This is a genomic window from Actinomadura sp. 6N118 (assembly GCF_044326415.1).
Classification (GTDB): Bacteria; Actinomycetota; Actinomycetes; order Streptosporangiales; family Streptosporangiaceae; genus Spirillospora.
Window position 1 is genome coordinate 624,366 of the sequence record NZ_JBIRAZ010000003.1, and the last position, 18,222, is coordinate 642,587.

Consider the following 18,222-nt stretch of genomic DNA (forward strand, 5'->3'; position numbering starts at 1 on the left):
GCGGAACTCCCCCGAACCCCGAGACGACTGATCAGATAGGAAGGTTTCCTATGAATTTGATTGAAGGTAACCGTCCCATCACACGGGGGCAAGACCTCTCGAAAAGTCCGGAAAACGACCCACGCCAACCAGCCCAGGTCGCAGACCAAGCCACCTTTGGCGACCCCAGAATCAGCACAAATTGCCAGCAGAAAATCGATCCTGCTGGCAATTGATGCCTATCACTAGAGGCGTATGGCTAGAGGCGCACGGCCAGCTTGGCGTTAAGGCCACCGGCGACATTGCCGGTCATGGTCGCCATCTGGGTCTCATGGCCATCGCCGAAAACCATGTCGTCCTCCAGTGACGTGCGGGCCATCGTGCTCACGCTCTCCGAATAGCCGGAGCTCGCGTACACCGTCTTGCACGTGTCCTCGGGAAAGGCCAGCTGCGACGTCTTGACGCTCTTCGAACCGCGCGTGGCCTCGGCGAGGCTGCTGAAGACCTCGAAATGAACATGCGGCCAGCGGCCCGAGTAGGCGGCGGGGAAGATGCTGACGAAGCGCACCACGCCGTTCGCATCGGCCGCCTGAACGCCGCGTAGATAGTTCTCCTTGGTGACGGCCTCGGAGTACATCGAGTAGTTGCCGTCGCGGTCGCAATGCCACACGTAGACCGCCGCGCCCTTGGAGGCGGCGCCATTGTCCGTGACGGTGAGCTCGATCGTCAGCGGCACGCCCTGCGCGACCGTCCGGCTCGCGCTGGAGCCGAAACTCGACCGGATGTCGCGGCGCACGATGCCGCTCTCCGTGAGGGCGTTCGGCCCGTTCGTGCCGTCCCCGGGGAACGGCCCGGCGGTCTCGTCGGGGATCTCGCCGCCCCCGGCAGCGGTGCTGGTCGTGGCGGTGGTGGCGCCGCTCGTTCTCGATCCGCTGGCGCCACCGCTGCCGCCGCTGCTCCCGCCATCATCAGCGCAGCCCACGGCGCCGATCAGCACCGCGCCGCCGAGCATGCCGAGCGCCGCCCGCCGGTCCAGGTGCCTGAGCCGTTCCACGTGCCTGAGCCGGTCTGGTTGCCGGAGCCGGTCGAACTGCCGCAGCCGCGCCAGGTCGAACGCGAGTCCACGGTCGTGAAGATCATCGTGCCGTTCGTTCATGTCGGCCCCCTCATTCAGTGCGCCATCGGACGCCAGCGTGCCCCAGCGACATGAAAGGCCGATGAAAGATGTCTTTTGCCAACTTTACTGAGATTCTCAACGTCAAATGAATGCCTGGACCGTGCGAGAGCCAGCCGAGAAGGAGGTCAGATGGGGTCTCGGCACCTCCCCCTCGAACCGTTGTCCCGGCAGGACCCCGTACGGATCGGCGCCTACGTGCTGCTGGGCAGGCTCGGCACCGGGGCCATGGGCCGTGTCTATCTGGGCCGGTCGGCGGCGGGGCGCCTGGTCGCGGTCAAGACGATCCGGCACGAACTCGCCGATGAGGGCGACTTCCGGGCACGGTTCCGGCACGAGATCACGGCCGCGGGACGTGTCAGCGGTGCCTTCACCGCGGCGGTGATCGAGGCCGACCCGGACGCCGAGGTGCCGTGGCTCGCGACGTCCTACGTGCCCGCGCCCTCGCTGGACCGGCTGGTCAGGGCCTGCGGGCCGCTGCCCGTCCCCGCCGTCCGGTGGCTGGCGGCCGGCTGCGCCGAGGCACTGGAGTCAATCCATCGCACGGGCCTGCTGCATCGCGACTTCAAGCCGTCCAACGTACTGGTCTCGGCGGACGGCCCGCGGGTCATCGACTTCGGGGTCGCGCGGGCGGCGGAACGCTCGACGCTCACCGCGACGCACCAGGCCGTCGGCACCCCCGCCTACATGGCCCCCGAGCAGGCCCGGAACGTCCGGAAGACCGTGCCTGCGAGCGATGTCTTCGCGCTCGGCTCGACGATGTTGTTCGCCGCGACCGGCCATCCGCCGTACGAGGGCGACTCGGTGACCGAGATCCTGGTGCGGCTGGCGACCGAGCCGCCCGACCTCACGGGCCTCCCGGACGAGCTCATCGAGGTGGTGAGCAGCTGCCTCGAACGCGAGCCGGAGCGGCGGCCCACGGCGACCGCCCTGCTGTCGCGGCTCGGCTACGACTTCGGCCTCGAACTCCCGGCCGTCCAGCTGCCGCAATGCACCCTCACCATGATCGAGGACTATCGGCAGTGGCCGCAGCGCCCCACCGTATCCGGTGAGCGGGCCATATCCGGTGAGCGGGCCGTATCTGCTGAGCGGGCCGTATCTGCTGAGCGGGCCGTATCTGGTAAGCGGGCCGACGGCGAGGGTGCGGACGAGGACGAGGAGGACTTCACGTTCGCGTCCCCGACGTCGTCACCGGACTTCCGCCCCGCGCTGGCCGCCCTGCGCGAAAGCGCGCCCGCTCCGGACGAGGCCGCCGCGCGTTCGACCGTCGGGTGGCGCGACAACACGACCGCGCGCCGCGCGATGCTGATCGCGGCCGCGGCCACCCTGGTGTTGCTGGGCGGCGCCGCGGGAGCCACGTTGAACGATCGCGACGAACCGGCCACGCAGTCGAACCGGCCACCGGGCGGGGGCACACCGGGCGTCCCACCGGTCCCGTGGTCGGGCGCCGGCCAGCGGCCGGGCGGCAGCCCGCACATCCTGATGAACCAGCCGCTCGGCGACGGCCACACCGTCTTCGTCGTGCACGGCCGCGGATGGACTCCCGGCCGGACAGTGACGATCCGGCTCGACAAGGCCAAGCCGTCACCGGCCATGCCGGTCGCCGACATCCAGGGCACCTTCAGCTTCGCCATCAACCAGAACCGCGAGTTCTACCCAGGGAAGATCCCGCCGGGCGTTCACGAGGTCGTGGTGACCGGGCCGGGCGGCGTCCAGGCGCGCGCCAAGTTCACGGTCAACAATCTCTAGACCGTTCTCCGCAGGCCGTTCTCCGCAGGCCGTTCTCCGCAGGCCGTTCTCCGCTCAGGTACGGTCCCACCAGAGGTCCTCCTGCCGCGAGCACCAGGACGGGTCGTCCAGCCGGGCAAGGTCACCGGCGGTGATGATCGCGTGGTCGATGAGGACCCCGACGACCACCTCGTCGGAGAGGCGCGTCCCCTGGCGGGTGAGCCCGCGTGAGGTGATCTTGCGGCGCAGCACGCGGAGGTGCTCGCCGACCCGGGCGGAGAGCCGTTCACGGAAGGCCGGATCGTTGTCGAAGCGTTCCAGTTCGTGATGCGCGTCCGTCACCGCCAGCGCCGCACGTGCGATCTCTGGTGTGCGCGGCAGCGACGTCGTCCGCGCCGGGTCGAGCAGCCACGGCCGGCACCACAACAACGCGACCAGGAACAACTTCGTCTTCGGGTCCAGATAGAGCGGCCGCAGCGTCGAGTCGCCGTCCGGCCCGTTCTCCCGGAGCCCCCCGGAATCCGTTCCGTGCCGGGTCATGATCTGGACGCGTACCGGCTGCCCTTCGTCGAGCATCGTCCGCGACCCGATCAGCGTCGTCCCGGCCCGCATGAACCACCCGCCGGACGGCTCGCTCCGCCCTTCGAGCGGAGGCAGCCGCACCTGGTGCCCGTCACATTCGACGTAGAGCGCGTGGGTGCCGCTGAGATTGGCGACCCACGCGCCGCCGCCCACAGCGACGATCACGCCGGCGCGCCGCGACAACCCCCGGTCCGCCGAGATCACCAGGTCCATGTCGGCGCCGCGGCCGAACTCCATCCGGCCGCCCTCGGGAATGCCGATGGTCTCGCCGGACGGCGCCGTCACCCGCGTCGCCACGGCCTCCGCGTCGATAACGCCCACAGCCGCGGAGTCTAGGTCCGCTTTCCCTTGACCGGTATCCCGGAGTTCGGGGATGGCGACCGCCGGGGTTTCGGGATTTGCTGTGGTACGCACGGACCCTCGGGGGCGGGCCCGCGACGGGATCGGCCGGTTTGGAGCCGCTGCGAACGGCTCCGGACCGGCCCGGCCGGTCCCCGTTCGGGTCTCCCGGCGAACGAACGGCCAATCGTGTCCCCTGATGACGACACCGCGGTGATCACCCTCGAAGACCAGCATCTGGCCCGGCTGCTCATGACGACCTGGGCGCTGATCACCGGCCGGGCCGTGCCCGACGGCCCGCCGTCCCGGCTGACCGGGCAGCAGCTGATCGACTTCTGGGCGGACGTCTAATCCCGCCCTTGGTCGGTGGTGGACAGTCCGTTAATCCCGCCCCTGGTCGGTGGCGGACGGTCCGTCGGGCGTCCGGTCCAGGGCCCGTGCCGTCCGGCCCAGGCCCGTGCCGTCCGCGACCTTGATCGCCTTGCGCAAGCCGGGCAGCACGGCGGCGGCGATCACGACGTTCACAGCCACCACGGCCAGGCCGATCGTGTACAGGTGGTCCGGATCGATGACGACGAACACCAGCCCCAGCACCCCGGCCAGCCGCACGCCCTGCAACGCCGCGATCAGGTGGGTGCGGTTGCGCACCCGCAGCACGCCGATGTAGATCTCGAGGACTGCCTTCGGCAGCACGGCCAGGGCCAGAATCTGCAGCAGCGGGGCGCCGGTGGCATAGCCGTCGCCGTAAAGCTCCAGCGCGAACGGAGCAGCGACGATCACCAGCACGGAGACCGGCACCAGCACCGTCACGGCGCGGCGCAGCACGGCCCGGGTAGAGGCGGCCAGCCGTTCCCGATCAATGGAGCCTTCGACGGTGAGTGAGGACGACAGGTTGATCGACAGCAGGTCGAGCATCATCCCCGCGATCCACGCCACCTGGAAGTAGGCGGTGGCGGTGGGCGTCAGATGGGCGATCACCATCATCGGCACCAGGCTCATGGCAGCGAATTGGAACGCCCCGCCCAGGTAGCCGATGCCCAGGTAACGGCCGATCTCCCGGTGGGAGGAACGGTGGCCGCGGCCCTCGTTGGCCCGCCGGTGGGCGGGGATCAGCCGCCTGAAGATCAGCAGGTTGACCGGGACGAGGATCACCATCACCGGCAGATACCAGGCGAGCACCATGCCGTTGTGTGGGAACGCCCCGGCGAGCACAGCCAGCAGCCCGATCCGCAGCAGGCACCACACGGTGTTGACCAACGGGACCCAGCCCGCCTGGCGCAGCCCCATGAAGGTGCCCTCCACCGCGTTCCACAGGTTCCACGCCACGGCCATGCCCAGGAACAGCAGGCCAGGGCCGACCCCGTGCAACTGGTCGAAGGTGGACCAGCCTTCACCCCACACCGCCAGGAACCCGGCGCCGACCGCGACGGCGGCGCCCGTGCCGAGGGCATAGCAGCCCAGCACCAGCGCCCGGGTGTGCCGCGCCGTCTCCGGGATGAACCGGATCAGCAGGAACGTCAGCGCGGTGGCGCCGCCAACGAACATGATCGCCTGATTCATGGCGAAGTTGCGTCCGAAGTCGGCGGGGCCGTACCAGAGCGGGCCGAGCGCCCAGAACGCGCCACCCAGCATGGTGGTCAGCCCACCGTTCAGCACCAGCGCGTAGCCGTTGCGGAACAGAGGGTTGGACAGCTCCCGGCGCAGCCACCCCGTGGCCGGGGGTGTGAGCACGGCGGCGCGGTCAGACATGACGCATCACCGCCGCCGCCGGCGACGCGCTAACGGGCGCGCACTGAGTATGCAGGAGTGAGCATGGAATTTTCCGTTGATGAATTGGCATCTCGACACGGTTAGATGACGGTTCAGGCCAATACGGTTGGACGAGTTTGCGGAACTCTCGGGCATTCGAGGTAAAAGTCAAGCAAACCGCTATACGACCTGCTCCGGCGCGGCGGTCTGCTCCGGCGCGGCGGTCTGGTCCGACTCGGCCCCTTCCCGTGCCGGCGTGTCCTCGTCTGTGGTGCCGTCTGGTGTGACCCGCCCCTTCTTGCGCAGCTCGTAGATCGCGGCGGGGATGCCGATGAACACCGCGGCCAGGAGAATCAGCCCGATCTTCTTGGTCTTGCGGAGCAGTTGGAGCCATCCGCGCGGGCTGTCGGGCACGACGTCGAGGATCACCCCGAACCAGTCGCCGAGGTCGTCCGACCACAGGGGGTCAAGCCAGGGGATCTGAGGCATATCGGGCTTGGGGATTTTGATGGCGATACCGACAGCGAGCAGGCCGATCAGCAGCCTGCCGACCATCAGCGCTGCCCGCCGCGCCGCGTTCATGCGCGGGCTCCGCACTGCCAGCAGCTCACGCCGGGCGGCACGGGTCCCCGCGGGCGCGGCGAAAGGGATCTTCTCCTTCTTCCCGTTCGCGGAAAGCAGGACGCAGGTGGACGGCTCTCCCTTCCAGTCCCAGCCGACCTTCACCTTCAGTCCGTCGGCGGTGAGCTTGGCCGAGGTGAGGATGGTCCGTCGCGCGGCGATCTGGTGGCCGTCGACGATCAGCTGGACCCGGCGGATCGGACGCGGCGCGCCCGCCTCCACTTCGAGGCGGCGCCCATCGAATTCGAGCAGCCAGGTCTGCTGAGCGGTGCCAGTCATCGTTCCCCCGTTAGGCGGTTTCGCGAGCCTTCTTGGTGAGACTCCAGGCATCCGCTCGTTGTTGGCTTTCACCGCAAGGCTGTGACCTGCGAGTTCTGTGATGCCTTCGTTGCAGCGGTGCTGCAAGTGGACTTGTGGTCCGAAGAACAACCGGAGGCCGGCCCGGTTTAAATGCGTCGGGGATCACACCTTGAAAGCCCTTTCTCGCGTCACATCCGGCCACCCTCGGGACGTCTTCTGGGTAACAGACCTTTGACGAAGGAATGTGACCGATGCACAAGCACAAGACCCCGGGCCAGCGGGCACTGAACGGTCTGAAAACGCGCATGCGCACACCGGCGGCTCCCGCGTCGTCAAGGCGTGCGCAGGCGAAGGCACGGGATCACTGGTCGTTCCTCTTCGGGGAGATCGCGGTGTACGCGTTCGTGGTGCTCCTCGTGACCGGTGCGTTCCTGACCGTGTTCTTCGAGCCGAGCACGAAGGTGGTCACCTACGACGGCTCGTACGCGCCACTGCGCGGCGTCCAGGTGAGCGAGGCGTACGCGTCGACGCTCGATCTCAGCTTCGAGGTACGCGGTGGGCTGCTGATGAGGCAGGTCCATCACTGGGCGGCGCTCGTCTTCATCGCCGCGATCACCCTCCAGCTGCTCAGGATGTTCTTCACGGGCGCCTACCGGCGTCCGCGCGGGCCGAACTGGCTGATCTGGGTGAGCCTGCTCGTGCTCGGCATGGCGGCGGGCGTGACCGGGACGATCCTGCCGGACGACATGTTGTCGGGCGGCAGCCTTGGGCTCATCCAGGGCGTGACGCAGTCGATCCCGGTGTTCGGCACCGACCTGATGGGCCTGCTCTTCGGCGGGGAGTTCCCGGGGGACGACATCATCCCGCGGTTCTACTGGCTCCACGTGCTGGCTCTGCCGGCGGCGGTGATCGGGCTGTTCGCGCTGCGCCGCAGGCTGGTCCAGCGGCACGGTCACACGCGATTCCAGGCGCCGGCGCCCAGCGGCCTCGCCACGTTCCAGACAGCCCGTATGGCCGCCCCGAGGGCCATATCAGTGGCGATGTTCCTCGCGACCTGTGGAATTCTGACGCTCCTCGGAACGGTCGCGCAGATCAACCCGATCTGGCAGTTCGGGCCGTACAAGCCGGGCGACATCACCGCCGGGGCGGTGCCCGGCTGGTACATGGGCTTCCTGGACGGCGCGGTCCGGATCATGCCGGGCTGGGAGTTCGAGGTGGCGGGTCATCCGCTCACGCTCGCCGTGCTGGTGCCCGCGCTCATCGTCCCCGGCGCGTTCTTCACCGTCCTCGCGGCCTACCCGGCGCTGGAACGCAGGTTCGGCGGCGACAACGACGTGCACCACTTCCTGGACCGCCCGCGTGACTCGGCGACCCGGACGGCCGTGGGCGCGGCGGGCATCACGTTCTACGGCCTGCTCTGGGCCGCCGCAGCCAACGACCAGATCGCGTACAACTTCCATCTGTCGTTGTTCGCGGTGACCTGGTTCTTCCGGATCGCGGTCTTCCTTGGCCCCCTCCTCGCGTTCGCGCTCACCCAGCGGATCTGCCTCTTCCTTACCTCCAGGGAGCGGCAGGAGGCCGAGCACGGCCGCGAGACGGGCCGTATCGTGATGAACGCGGACGGCGGATTCAGCGAGATCCACGAACCCGTCCGCGAGCTGACCGCCCTCGGCGCCGGGAGTGACTAGGACTCAGTGGGCACCCACGCACACGGGTGCCCACGCACACGGGTGCCCAGGCACGCGGGTGCCCTTCGGATCAGTCCTTAGGCAGGATGACGCGGTAGACATGCCAGCCCTCGGCCACGACCTCTCCGTCCTCGCCGCGCACCTCCGCCTGGCAGAAGACCGTCGACTTGCCGCGCCTGGTGATCCAGCCCTCGGCGATCAGGTCGGTCTCGCGGGCCGCGCTCAGGTACCGCAGCTGCATGTCGATCGTCAGCATGATCGGTATCTGCTCGTACACCCCGCCGATCGCCGGGACCACCACGGTGTCGATCAGGGTGGCGATGGCGCCTCCGTGTACGACCCCCGCGGGCTGGTTGAGGCGCGGCCGGTACGGCAGCCGCATCCGGGCGTAGTCCACGCGGACCTCTTCGACCTTCAACCCCACCAGGGATCCGAAGTACGACTCGTCCTTGTTGAAGAAGTCGACGAAGAGCTTGTCGCGCCCATCGCTGAAGGGCTCGTGGAGATCCGCACGCAAGACGCGTTCCTTTCGGGGGGAAACCTCGGGAGCAGTCGAGTTGCATGGAGCAACTAAGCCGCCGTCCGGACTTTACCAGCAGGTAACACCTGTACCGCCCCCTCATGAACCAGACTGGCCCCATGGTCGGAACCCCCCTGACGGGCAGGTCGCGCGAGCTCCGGGCCGTCGACCGGCTCCTCGCCGGCGCTTCGGGCGGCACGGGTGGCGCCCTGGTCCTGCGAGGAGAGCCCGGCATCGGCAAGACCGCGCTTCTCTCGTACGCCGAACGGGCCGCCACCCGCATGCGCGTGCTCCAAGTCATCGGCGTCGAGACCGAGGTCGAACTCCCGTTCGCCGCCCTCCATCAGCTCCTGCTGCCCGTGCTCGACCGGCTGCAGGCCCTTCCACCACTCCCGGCGGCGGCGCTCCGCGGCGCGTTCGGCATGGAGGAGGCGACGACCCGCGACCGTTTCCTGATCGGGCTGGCCACGTCCAGCCTGCTGACCATGCTCGCGGCCGAGACACCGGTCCTGTGCCTGATCGACAACCTCGAGTGGCTGGACCTGCCCTCCGTGGACGCGCTCCTCTTCGCCGCGAGGAAGTCACATGACCACCCGGTCGCGATCCTCATCTCGACGCGCGAGGTCCCGCGATCCGTCGCCAACGCGGGCATCCCCGAGCTGGCCCTGTCCCGCCTGAAGCCCGCAGATGCAGCCGAACTGCTCAGGGAACACGCGCCTTCCCTCACCTCAGAGGTCCGCGACCGCATCCTCAAGGACGCCCTGGGGAACCCCCTCGCCCTGGCAGAGCTCGCCAAGGCCACCCGCGCCGAAGACCTGCCACGCCACCCGGCCGAGACCCTTCCCCTGACCGATCGGCTGATCGAGACCTTCCATCACCACGCCAGGGCGCTGCCCGAGGCCACGCAGGCACTCCTCCTGGTCCTGGCCGCCGACGACACCGGCGACATCGAACTAGCCGTACGAGCCGTCCACCAGCTAGGAGTCCAAGCCGAACTCCAGGATCTGAAGCACGCCGAAGCAGCCGGCCTCCTCACCCTCGACAACCACAAGGCGGAGTTCTGCCACCCCCTGATCAGGTCGGCCGTCTACCAGAGCGCGGCCCACGGCCGTCGCCTGGAGACCCATCACGCCCTAGCCGAGGCCCTGGCAGGCGACACGACCGAACGCCGCACCTGGCACCTGGCCGCCTCCGCGACAGGCCCCCGCGAGGACATAGCCCTGGCCATGGAACGCGTAGCGGAAAAAGCCCGAAGCCGCGTGGGCTACGCCGCCGCCGTCTCCGCCTACATCCGCGCCGCCGAGCTGAGCCCCAGCCATGCCGCACGCGTCCGCCGCTTGTCGTCGGCTGCCGAGGCGGCCATCGAAGCGGGCCAGCTCCGCAACGCCGGCGTCCTGGCCGACCAGGCCTCCGCTCTCACCACGGACGTGCAGGCCCTGGCCGGCCTGGCACGCATACGTTCAGCCGTCGAGTTCGAACAAGGCTCCCCCGCCACAGCCGGCCGCATCCTCACCGAGGGCGCGAAGCTGATCGAGACGTCCGACCCGGGCACCGCCGCCCTCATGCTCGCCGCCGCGATCCGCAACGCCTCGTTCGCCTCCGACCCCGTCCTGGCCCGCGACGCCGCCGCCGACCTGAACCGGCTGCCCCTCCCCCGCAACCCGATGTTCGGCGCGCTCTCGTCCCTGGCCGACATCCTCGGCGGCGACTACACGGCCGCGACAGGCCTCAACGACAAGCTCCAGGCGCTCCCCACCGACCGCCCTCAGGAACGCCTCCTGGCCGCGTCCCTCGCCCTGGTCGCGGCCGACGACGCACGCGCCCACGATCTCGCCACCTCCGTCGTCACCCAGGCGCGCGAACGAGGCATGATCGGCCTCCTCCCCGGAGCCCTGGCCATCCAGGCGCAAGCAGACCTCCTCCGCGACCGCCACCCCCAAGCCCTGATCGCCGCCACCGAAGGCCACCGAATCAGCCGGGATCTCGACCAGCCCCACCGCACCGCGCACCTGGGCGCCCTGATCGCCTGGCTGTCCGCCGTCCAAGGCGACGAGGAACGCTGCACCGCCCTGGCAGCCCGCGCCATCGCCTACGGCGACCACCACGGCGTGGCCACGACCCCCGCCCTGGCCACCTGGGCCCTAGGCGTCCTAGACCTAACCCTCGGCCACTACGACTCCGCCGTAGAACACCTGCAAAACCTCCAATCAGGCACCCCCTCCCACCCGGTCATCGCGATGTACGCGGCCGTCGACCTGATGGAAGCCTCCGCCAGAGCCGGAGCCACCAAAACACTCCCCGACCTGCTCACCTGGACGGACGTGATAGCCCGCCCCTGGGCATCCGCCATAGCTGCCCGCTGCCGAGCCCTAACAACCCCCGGCCCCGAAGCAGCCGCACACTACGAAACAGCCCTAAAACACCACGCCGCCGCCGACCAACCGTTCCAGCAAGCCCGGACCCAACTCCTCTACGCCGAATGGCTAGCCCGCCATGACCGCGTGCCCGAGGCCACTCCCCACCTACAAGCCGCCCACAAGACCTTCACCGCCCTAGCCGCCCACCCCTGGACCACCCGCACAGAGACCCAACTCCGCAGCACCTGACACAGCCCGCCCGCGACAACGCGCGCCAATGTCCGCCCTCTGCCCTCGTTGTCTCAGCATCCGCAGACTGCCCAACCTGGCTAACCCCTCGATCCGAAACGCGCCGCCAGCCTGTGCATGGAGAACGACGACCCGTCCGCCGAACTGCTGTGCCGAGTCGGCTGTCGGTAGAAGCCGGCCACTACCGACAGCCGCCGAGACACGGTCGAGGGCCGGAACCGGCGGATCTCTTGCAGCCATCGCACGTACATCTCCACATGCGCGCGCCGCACCGTCAGCGGCGGCAGCCGCCGTTCGGCGCACCAGGCCACGTAGATCCGCAGATCCGACTCGGTATGCATGCGCGAGTCACCTTTGTACCGGGCCAGGTAGGCGATCGTCGCCACCCGCAGGACGCCATTACCTGCAATACCGGCACCGGGCGTCGCTCCCAGAATCTCATCGAACGAAGTCACACCTGCGACGCTGCGCCCGCATCAGGCGCAAGACCAGACCGACCACACGCGGCATGAGCGGATGTTCAGCGACAACGGCAGCGGCTCCGGGCTCGGTGCGGTGCGGCGACGAACTCCCTGAGAAGGCGGGGCTCTCGACGACGTTCGAGCCGGGCTTGCTGAAGAGGGCGAAGAAAGAAGTCGGGGTCGTCCTGCCACTGCTGTGACGGGATATATCGGTCTGAGTGGTCCTGCTCCAGCAGATGTTCGAGTTCGGTGAAGAAACGCTCGTCCAGATCGTGTAGGTGCAGGTCGTTGGCCGCACGCTGGGCCGAGTATGGCTCGTACATCCCTTAGTCGTGCAGGAACAGGAGAGGTTGGCCGCCTTCTCGCGCGGCGTGCTCGCGCCACTCCACCGGAGCGATGCTCGCGATCGAGTCCCAGTAGAGGACTGCCTGGAACAGCGCGGTCTCTGGCGGGTAGGTGCCTGGGTAGTAGAGCATCTGCCGCATGCCGCCACCTTCCATGCCAGGCGCGCGACCGCGCACTGCTTACAAGTGCGGACGCCGACGCCGAAAGTCGTACCGCCTAGACCGCCGACGGCGGCGCGTACTCCATCAGCGGGCGTGCCGATGTCGCCCGGTCCTGGCACAGCCGTCGTGGGAAGGCCTGGAGAAACCGAGAGAACATAGCCGAACCGTAGCCGCTTGACGTCGACCGAGGCCACGACTCGGATCGCCAGGTTCGACATGCCCGAGCGGCACGCGTCTCAACGCGCTTCTGCCGACCTGTGGCCGGGGGCATAGCGTGAGTCAGGCCTTGGCACGCTGCTGCTTGAGGCGGAGTTCCTCTTTGCGGACTTCGGCTTGGATGGCTTGCTCGCGTTCGAGCCAGTCGGGGTTTTCGGCCTTCAGGTTCTCGATCTCGGCTGTGGTCAGGGGGCCCGTGATGCCGGCGCGAGCCAGACCTGAGGCGGAGACGCGGAGCTTGGCGGCGACGACCTGGCGGGGATGGGGGCCCTCGCGGCGCAGGTCCGCGAGCCAAGAGGGCGGGTCGGCTTGGAGCGCGTTCAATTCGTCTCGGGAGACAGGGCCTTCCTGAAACTCGGCGGGCGCTGCTGACAGCAGGATCCCCAGCTTCTTGGCCGCGGTCGCGGACTTCATGGTCTGCGGCGTCTTTGCCTTGGACGTGCTCATGACCTCAAGGGTAGCTAGCGGGAGGAAGCTACCTGGACGTGACTAGGCTGAAGAAGTGACCAATGGTGAGTTCCGGCTGGCCTACGTGCCGGGGGTGACGCCCGGGAAGTGGGCTGAGTTGTGGGCCGAGCGGGTGCGGGAGGTGCCGCTTCGGCTGGTGCAGACGCCCGCCGCCGAGATTGTCCCCTTGCTGCGGGACGGTGGTGTGGACGCGGCGTTCGTACGCCTGCCCGTCGACCGCGAGGCCCTTCATGTGATCCCGCTGTACCTGGAGACGACCGTGGTGGTGGTGCCGAAGGATCACGCGGTGGCCGCGGTGGAGGAGGTGGAGGTCGCCGATCTCGCCGACGAGGACGTGTTCGAGCCGCTCGACGACGTCCTGGCCTGGGACCACCGGCCCGGGCAGCCTGCCTTCACCCGACCTGAGAGCACCGCTGAGGCGATCGAGTTGGTGGCGTCGGGGGCCGGCGTCCTGCTCCTCCCGCAGTCTTTGGCCCGTCTCCACCACCGCAAAGACCTCACCTACCGCACCGTGACCGACGCCCCTCAGTCCCAGATCGGCCTGGCCTGGCTCGAGGCTGTGACGACCGACCTCATGGAGGACCTGATCGGCATCGTCCGCGGCCGCACCCCCAACAGCTCCCGTGGCCGCAACCCCCAACAGCAGCCCACCCGCAAGAAGCCGCCGCAAAAGCGCTCCACCCCCAAACATCGCCGCCAAACGCGCCGCCGGACGTGACGAGGGCCATGCCTACCGCCGCCCGTGATCTGGCTGGGCCTGTCGGCGGTACGGCATCTCAACCCCGACACCGCTAACGTGATCGCCGCCGAACGCCACCAGCACGGCGCCTACACCGGTACTGAGGACCTGGTGCGCCAGTTGGCGACCCCGCGACACCCCGCCGACCACCGCCACCCTCGAAACCCTGGCCACCGACGGCTCCTTCACTTCACTCAACCCCGATCGCCGGCAGGCGCCGAGGCCGACTCATCGCCAGCATGTGACATACCGAGCGTGAGGTACCACGGCTCGCCGCCACCCACGCCTTCGCGCTCTCGGTCGAGGCGACCGACCGGGACAGGATCGTGGTGCTCTACGAAGCACTCGGCCGGGTCGCGCCCTCGCCGGTCGTCGAGCTCAACCGCACATCGCCACGGTGAGCTGACCTCTCCAGCTCGACCAGCCGGAACTCAAACGCGGCCCGGAACCCGTCGATCGCATTGATCTCATCCGGGACGGCCTACCTCACCACCTGCTGCCGCGTTCCATCGATGTCGAACTTGACCTTGTCGTTGTCGGCTGAGGTCACCTTGACCGTGACACGGCCGACGCGGGTGCGCTGCCCGACGCCGATCACCGTCGGCGCGGAACCATCGGCGGTCACCGTCATCCCCTTGCTCGAGATCTCCGAGACCTTGAGGCCGACGTCGTTCACCTGCACGGTCTGACCAGGGCTGGAGACCGTCACATGGCATCGGCGGCCGTAGCAGGTGTAGGAGTAGGGGCTCTGGCAGCCGCCGAGCAGCAGCGCTTCACCGAGCACGAGGATGGTCAGGACAGGAACGGAACGGTGCACGATCTCACTCCTGAGGGGCGGGACCCCTGTCCATCAGGGTTGTACTCGGTGGGTCGGATATGGCGCTGTCGCGTTCCATCCGGGTGATCCCGACGACGATGCCGAGGAACGCCTCGACAGCCGCGGTGATCCGGGCGGCACGGGCTTCGTGGGCCAGACACAGCGCCGCCAGCCGGATCGCGGTGACGTTGTCGGCGGTCAGCGGTTCCTGTCCGGTGAACACCGGCACGGCGATCTCTTCCAGACGGTTCGCGGCATGCGGCGCCCAAGTGTTCGACGTCGCCTCGACGAGCGCCCGCCGCCCGTCGCGGACATCATCGGCCAGGCTCCCGGTGGCTGCCACACGGCCACGCCGCCCGACACACGCCGCATCCACCAGAACCTCAACAACTCGGCGTCGCCACAAACGTTCTGGCTCCCCGGCGAACACGTAACGGATCGAGTAGCGCAGGCCCCGCTTGAAGACCCGGTCAATCGCCCGGTCCAGCAACAACGACCCGACCCTGCCATCACCTAGATCCGCGGGCAGACCACCGACTGCATTGTCGACGCCGTGTTTGTGCTCCTGCCACTGCGTCCACGTTTCGTCGGACCGCTCCTTGTCGATGTAACTGTTGTCGGGATCGGTGACCAAGCTGTAGCGGGCGTACGCGTTCTTCTCCGCTTCCAAGCTCCAGTTCAGCCGCTTGACCGCGGCGATCGCGTCGGTCAACTCGCGGTCGACGTCGTGAGCTGGAGCCAGCGCGAAGGCAAGGTCCCGTGTGGTCGCTCCCGCCACCGCGAGCTCCCCAGCGCCTCCACAATCGCGGATCACATCGCTCGCGACCCAGAGAGACCCCCGGTCGCGGCCGTCAAGGATGTCCCGGATCGCACGGACCAGCAATATCCGTGCCAGCAGCGGGGCGGCCCGGTCGACGTCGGCGCCGATATGACGGGCGAGCGTCCTGCGGTCGATGGCGCTCGGGCGATCCATGATGGGCTCCCCCGCTGGAGAACGCATTTCAGGCAAGTCTACCCACGTAGAACACCACGCTCACTGGCGCGACAGGACGGACACGCAAGAGGCATCAGCACTCGTTGTCGGTTGTGGTGGGCCATCGCTGGGCGGCGCGGGGTGCGGTTTCGGGTGTACTGGCGTGGGTCCTGGGTAAGGGCGGCCGAGCACTTGAATGGCGCAGTAGAAGTGAGGGAAAGCTGATGCGCTATGACACGGTTGTCGTCGGGGGCGGGTCTGCGGGCGGGGTCTTCGCCGCGCGCGTCTCAGAGGTGTCCGACCACTCGGTATTGCTGGTGGAGGCGGGCCCCGACTTCGGATCGGAGGTCGCGGATCAGCCACACGAGGTGCTCGATGCCCACGATCTGGGCCCAACCCCGTATGACTGGGGCCTGGAGGCCGCGTTGGGCCCGTTCGGCCGCAGGTCGCCGGTCTTCGCGGGGCGGTTGGTCGGGGGCAGCTCGGCGACCAACAACGCGATGGCTTTGCGCGGACGGCCCGACGACTATGACGACTGGGCGGCGGCCGGGAACACCGGATGGTCGTTCGAGGACGTGCTGTCCGCCTTCGTCCGGGTCGAACGGGACCTGGACTTCGGCGACGAGTCCTGGCACGGCGACTGCGGCCCAGTGCCCATCCGCCGCCCGCCGAAGCCGTCCCCGGCCCAGCGGGCGTTCCTGGACGCGTGCGTCGCTGCCGGCCATCCACGGGTCTCCGACCACAACGCGCCGACCGCGGTCGGCGCCGGGCTCATGCCGCTGAACGAGGTGGCGGGAGTCCGGCAGTCGACCGCCCTGACCTTCTTGGCCACGGTGCGTCAACGCTCCAACCTCACGATCCGCGCAGACGAGCAGGTGGACCGGATCCTGGTCCAGGACGCCGGGGGCGGGGAACTGCGCGCCGTCGGCATACGCCTGGCTCGCTCAGGTGAGGAGATCGAGGCACGCCGAGTGGTCCTCACCGCAGGAGCCTACGGCACCCCGGTCATCCTTCTGCGTTCGGGCATCGGCCCCGGCGAGCACCTCACCGACCTCGGCATCACCGTCCGACGCGAACTGCACGTCGGCGCCAACCTGCACGATCATCCGCTGCTACGGCTGCGCTTCGCCGCCCGGCCCGCCGCCGACGAACCGTATGCCCAGCAACTGCAGACCCTGCTCACCACCGAGTCCGGCCTGCAGATCTTCCCGGCCGGGGTCACCCCGGACTCCGAACTGATCCTGCTGGTCGCACTCCTTAAACCCCGCTCCCGCGGGACCGTAAGGCTCCGCTCCGCCGACCCGCAGGACCCACCAGACATCGACATGGGGCTGGTCGCCGACCCGGCGGACCTGTCCCGGCTAGCGGCTGGCGCTCACGAGGCCCGGCGGCTGGCCATGACCGCACCGCTGGCCGACCATCTGGACGGTGAGCGGTGGCCGGGTCAGCACACGGACCTGGCGGAGGCCATAAGAGAACAAGTGAACGTCTACCAACACCCCGTCGGCACCTGCCGCATGGGCCCACCCAACGACCCAGACGCGGTCGTCGATCCGGCAGGCCGAGTACGGGGAGTGCACTCGCTGCTCGTCGCGGACGCGTCGATCATGCCTACCATCCCCAAGGCCAACACCAACCTGCCCACCATGATGGTCGCCGAACGGCTCGCCTCGCTCCACACCACCGCAGCCTGACCCCCTACCAGCCCCGCATCTGCCGGCAACGGCCCCAGCAACCAGGTCATTTCACCGTCCAGATCCTGATCGCTTCCTTCAGCAGGCGCTGACGAAGACTCCGTGATCACCAGCTTCGGCCACGGTGTCCCAGCATGCAGCGTCCCAAACGCCCGCTCATCGGCAGAGCGCCAACCCCACCAGTAAGGCTGGCGACGCTCGACCTGCGGCATGTGAGGATGTTGTGGGGAGGCCAGATGGCGTCACAGGCCCGGCGTAGGTACGACGTCGTTTGCTGCTCGGTGGTCGGCCACGTCCGGTACGGGCTTCTGATCGAATCTGAGGATGGCGAACGCGGATTCGTGGACAGTTCATACATCACGGACGAGCCAGGCGAGCCGTGGCCTCCGGTGGGCCACCAATTGCGGTGCGTTGTCTTGGGCTATGCGAAAGACGGCAGGCTCCGAGCCGCGGCGACACCCCTGTACGTCGAGATGGTTGCCGCAGCAGATGAACCTGTCGCGGCGGTGAACCAGTGGAGTGCGCTGACCGGTAGAGGGCGACGGCGCGAGCGAGGCGTGGCCCCCGATTGGCCCGCTCATCGACACGAATGCGCACGCGATCTGCGGCATGAGAGTGCGCTCGTGGCATGTGGCGGGTTGGATGCATGCCCCAGAGCCTGTGACACGCCGAGTCGTCGCACCGACAGCAACGGCATGAGCGTACGGCTGCGGCATGGCATTGTCGGCGGCCAGTAGGAATGGCTTTGTCACGAGCACCTGGAATTCAAGAACGCCGCAGCCGACGCGGATGTCAGCACGCTTGGCTAGGCTGTTGCGGCTCGGGTTCGGGAGGGTGGTGGCATGGTGCGGGACCTGGACGTTGCTCGCTGGCGGTTGCGCAGCCAGCACCTGGTTTGGCCCTACGCCGGGTCGGCGGGCGAGGCTGTCGGTTCACTGCTGGCCGTCCAGGCAGAAAACCCCAGTCAGGCGGCTTGGGCAGTGGCCTCGCGCACACAGAACCCCGACCAGGCCGATCTGGCGACTCTCCTCAACGACGGCGCCGTCCTGCGCACGCACGTAC

General features: G+C 68.5%; 17 protein-coding genes. 7 read left to right on the forward strand and 10 right to left on the reverse strand.

All coding sequences use genetic code 11. From position 1 onward, the window contains the following. Positions 1-238: 238 nt before the first annotated feature. On the reverse strand, positions 239-1,135 hold the full coding sequence (locus tag ACH34W_RS10630) for an intradiol ring-cleavage dioxygenase (protein ID WP_395960599.1): 897 nt from the start codon (positions 1,133-1,135) through the stop codon (positions 239-241). A 150-nt stretch (positions 1,136-1,285) separates the two neighbouring features. On the opposite strand from ACH34W_RS10630, the gene ACH34W_RS10635 reads away from it, so the two are divergent. Continuing rightward, positions 1,286-2,902: a serine/threonine-protein kinase gene (locus ACH34W_RS10635; RefSeq protein WP_395960600.1), complete on the forward strand. Its 1,617-nt coding sequence runs from the start codon at positions 1,286-1,288 to the stop codon at positions 2,900-2,902. A gap of 54 nt (positions 2,903-2,956) precedes the next feature. On the opposite strand, the gene ACH34W_RS10640 is transcribed toward ACH34W_RS10635, so the two are convergent. After that, positions 2,957-3,784, reverse strand: coding sequence for a hypothetical protein (locus tag ACH34W_RS10640; RefSeq protein ID WP_395960601.1), 828 nt, complete (start codon positions 3,782-3,784; stop codon positions 2,957-2,959). Between the two features lie 207 nt (positions 3,785-3,991). On the opposite strand from ACH34W_RS10640, the gene ACH34W_RS10645 reads away from it, so the two are divergent. After that, complete coding sequence (locus ACH34W_RS10645; protein ID WP_395960602.1) at positions 3,992-4,153, forward strand: hypothetical protein; 162 nt, start codon at positions 3,992-3,994, stop codon at positions 4,151-4,153. Between the two features lie 30 nt (positions 4,154-4,183). On the opposite strand, the gene ACH34W_RS10650 is transcribed toward ACH34W_RS10645, so the two are convergent. Then, complete coding sequence (locus ACH34W_RS10650; protein WP_395960603.1) at positions 4,184-5,551, reverse strand: lipopolysaccharide biosynthesis protein; 1,368 nt, start codon at positions 5,549-5,551, stop codon at positions 4,184-4,186. Between the two features lie 180 nt (positions 5,552-5,731). Beyond that, on the reverse strand, positions 5,732-6,451 hold the full coding sequence (locus tag ACH34W_RS10655) for a hypothetical protein (protein ID WP_395960604.1): 720 nt from the start codon (positions 6,449-6,451) through the stop codon (positions 5,732-5,734). Between the two features lie 272 nt (positions 6,452-6,723). Here ACH34W_RS10655 and ACH34W_RS10660 point away from each other — a divergent pair, with 272 nt between their 5' ends. After that, positions 6,724-8,160 (forward strand): cytochrome bc complex cytochrome b subunit, encoded by a 1,437-nt coding sequence (locus tag ACH34W_RS10660; RefSeq protein ID WP_395960605.1) that lies wholly within the window; start codon positions 6,724-6,726, stop codon positions 8,158-8,160. A 70-nt stretch (positions 8,161-8,230) separates the two neighbouring features. On the opposite strand, the gene ACH34W_RS10665 is transcribed toward ACH34W_RS10660, so the two are convergent. Next, positions 8,231-8,677 (reverse strand): PaaI family thioesterase, encoded by a 447-nt coding sequence (locus tag ACH34W_RS10665; RefSeq protein WP_395960606.1) that lies wholly within the window; start codon positions 8,675-8,677, stop codon positions 8,231-8,233. 122 nt (positions 8,678-8,799) lie between these two features. On the opposite strand from ACH34W_RS10665, the gene ACH34W_RS10670 reads away from it, so the two are divergent. Further along, a complete protein-coding gene (locus ACH34W_RS10670) occupies positions 8,800-11,286 on the forward strand; it encodes an ATP-binding protein (protein WP_395960607.1) in 2,487 nt (828 codons plus the stop codon). A gap of 80 nt (positions 11,287-11,366) precedes the next feature. Here the strand turns inward: ACH34W_RS10670 and ACH34W_RS10675 are convergent, their stop codons facing one another. From ACH34W_RS10675 to ACH34W_RS10685, 3 genes are all read right to left on the reverse strand, one after another. Continuing rightward, positions 11,367-11,741, reverse strand: coding sequence for a hypothetical protein (locus tag ACH34W_RS10675; RefSeq protein ID WP_395960608.1), 375 nt, complete (start codon positions 11,739-11,741; stop codon positions 11,367-11,369). A 332-nt stretch (positions 11,742-12,073) separates the two neighbouring features. Further along, positions 12,074-12,232 carry a hypothetical protein gene (locus ACH34W_RS10680; RefSeq protein ID WP_395960609.1) on the reverse strand — a complete coding sequence of 53 codons (159 nt, stop codon included), beginning with the start codon at positions 12,230-12,232 and terminating at the stop codon, positions 12,074-12,076. Positions 12,233-12,532: 300 nt separating this feature from the next. After that, positions 12,533-12,916: a DUF5997 family protein gene (locus tag ACH34W_RS10685; protein ID WP_395960610.1), complete on the reverse strand. Its 384-nt coding sequence runs from the start codon at positions 12,914-12,916 to the stop codon at positions 12,533-12,535. A gap of 55 nt (positions 12,917-12,971) precedes the next feature. Here ACH34W_RS10685 and ACH34W_RS10690 point away from each other — a divergent pair, with 55 nt between their 5' ends. Then, positions 12,972-13,655, forward strand: coding sequence for a LysR family transcriptional regulator substrate-binding protein (locus ACH34W_RS10690; RefSeq protein WP_395960611.1), 684 nt, complete (start codon positions 12,972-12,974; stop codon positions 13,653-13,655). 502 nt (positions 13,656-14,157) lie between these two features. Here the strand turns inward: ACH34W_RS10690 and ACH34W_RS10695 are convergent. Together ACH34W_RS10695 and ACH34W_RS10700 are read right to left on the reverse strand one after the other, a co-directional pair. Continuing rightward, positions 14,158-14,493 carry a hypothetical protein gene (locus ACH34W_RS10695; RefSeq protein WP_395960612.1) on the reverse strand — a complete coding sequence of 112 codons (336 nt, stop codon included), beginning with the start codon at positions 14,491-14,493 and terminating at the stop codon, positions 14,158-14,160. Between the two features lie 4 nt (positions 14,494-14,497). Beyond that, positions 14,498-15,466 (reverse strand): hypothetical protein, encoded by a 969-nt coding sequence (locus tag ACH34W_RS10700; protein WP_395960613.1) that lies wholly within the window; start codon positions 15,464-15,466, stop codon positions 14,498-14,500. A 224-nt stretch (positions 15,467-15,690) separates the two neighbouring features. Between ACH34W_RS10700 and ACH34W_RS10705 the strand changes: the two genes are divergently transcribed. Together ACH34W_RS10705 and ACH34W_RS10710 are read left to right on the forward strand one after the other, a co-directional pair. Beyond that, on the forward strand, positions 15,691-17,160 hold the full coding sequence (locus ACH34W_RS10705) for a GMC family oxidoreductase (protein WP_395960614.1): 1,470 nt from the start codon (positions 15,691-15,693) through the stop codon (positions 17,158-17,160). Between the two features lie 842 nt (positions 17,161-18,002). Then, positions 18,003-18,222: DNA glycosylase AlkZ-like family protein (locus ACH34W_RS10710; RefSeq protein WP_395960615.1), on the forward strand; the 220-nt coding region annotated here is incomplete at its 3' end.

Excerpts from the sequence above, each read along its gene's own strand:
- ACH34W_RS10670 (WP_395960607.1), top strand. The coding sequence starts at position 8,800 with ATGGTCGGAACCCCCCTGACGGGCAGGTCGCGCGAGCTCCGGGCCGTC.
- ACH34W_RS10630 (WP_395960599.1), bottom strand. The coding sequence starts at position 1,135 with ATGAACGAACGGCACGATGATCTTCACGACCGTGGACTCGCGTTCGAC.
- ACH34W_RS10680 (WP_395960609.1), bottom strand. The coding sequence starts at position 12,232 with ATGCGGCAGATGCTCTACTACCCAGGCACCTACCCGCCAGAGACCGCG.
- ACH34W_RS10685 (WP_395960610.1), bottom strand. The coding sequence starts at position 12,916 with ATGAGCACGTCCAAGGCAAAGACGCCGCAGACCATGAAGTCCGCGACC.
- ACH34W_RS10635 (WP_395960600.1), top strand. The coding sequence starts at position 1,286 with ATGGGGTCTCGGCACCTCCCCCTCGAACCGTTGTCCCGGCAGGACCCC.
- ACH34W_RS10655 (WP_395960604.1), bottom strand. The coding sequence starts at position 6,451 with ATGACTGGCACCGCTCAGCAGACCTGGCTGCTCGAATTCGATGGGCGC.
- ACH34W_RS10660 (WP_395960605.1), top strand. The coding sequence starts at position 6,724 with ATGCACAAGCACAAGACCCCGGGCCAGCGGGCACTGAACGGTCTGAAA.
- ACH34W_RS10705 (WP_395960614.1), top strand. The coding sequence starts at position 15,691 with ATGCGCTATGACACGGTTGTCGTCGGGGGCGGGTCTGCGGGCGGGGTC.
- ACH34W_RS10650 (WP_395960603.1), bottom strand. The coding sequence starts at position 5,551 with ATGTCTGACCGCGCCGCCGTGCTCACACCCCCGGCCACGGGGTGGCTG.
- ACH34W_RS10700 (WP_395960613.1), bottom strand. The coding sequence starts at position 15,466 with ATGGATCGCCCGAGCGCCATCGACCGCAGGACGCTCGCCCGTCATATC.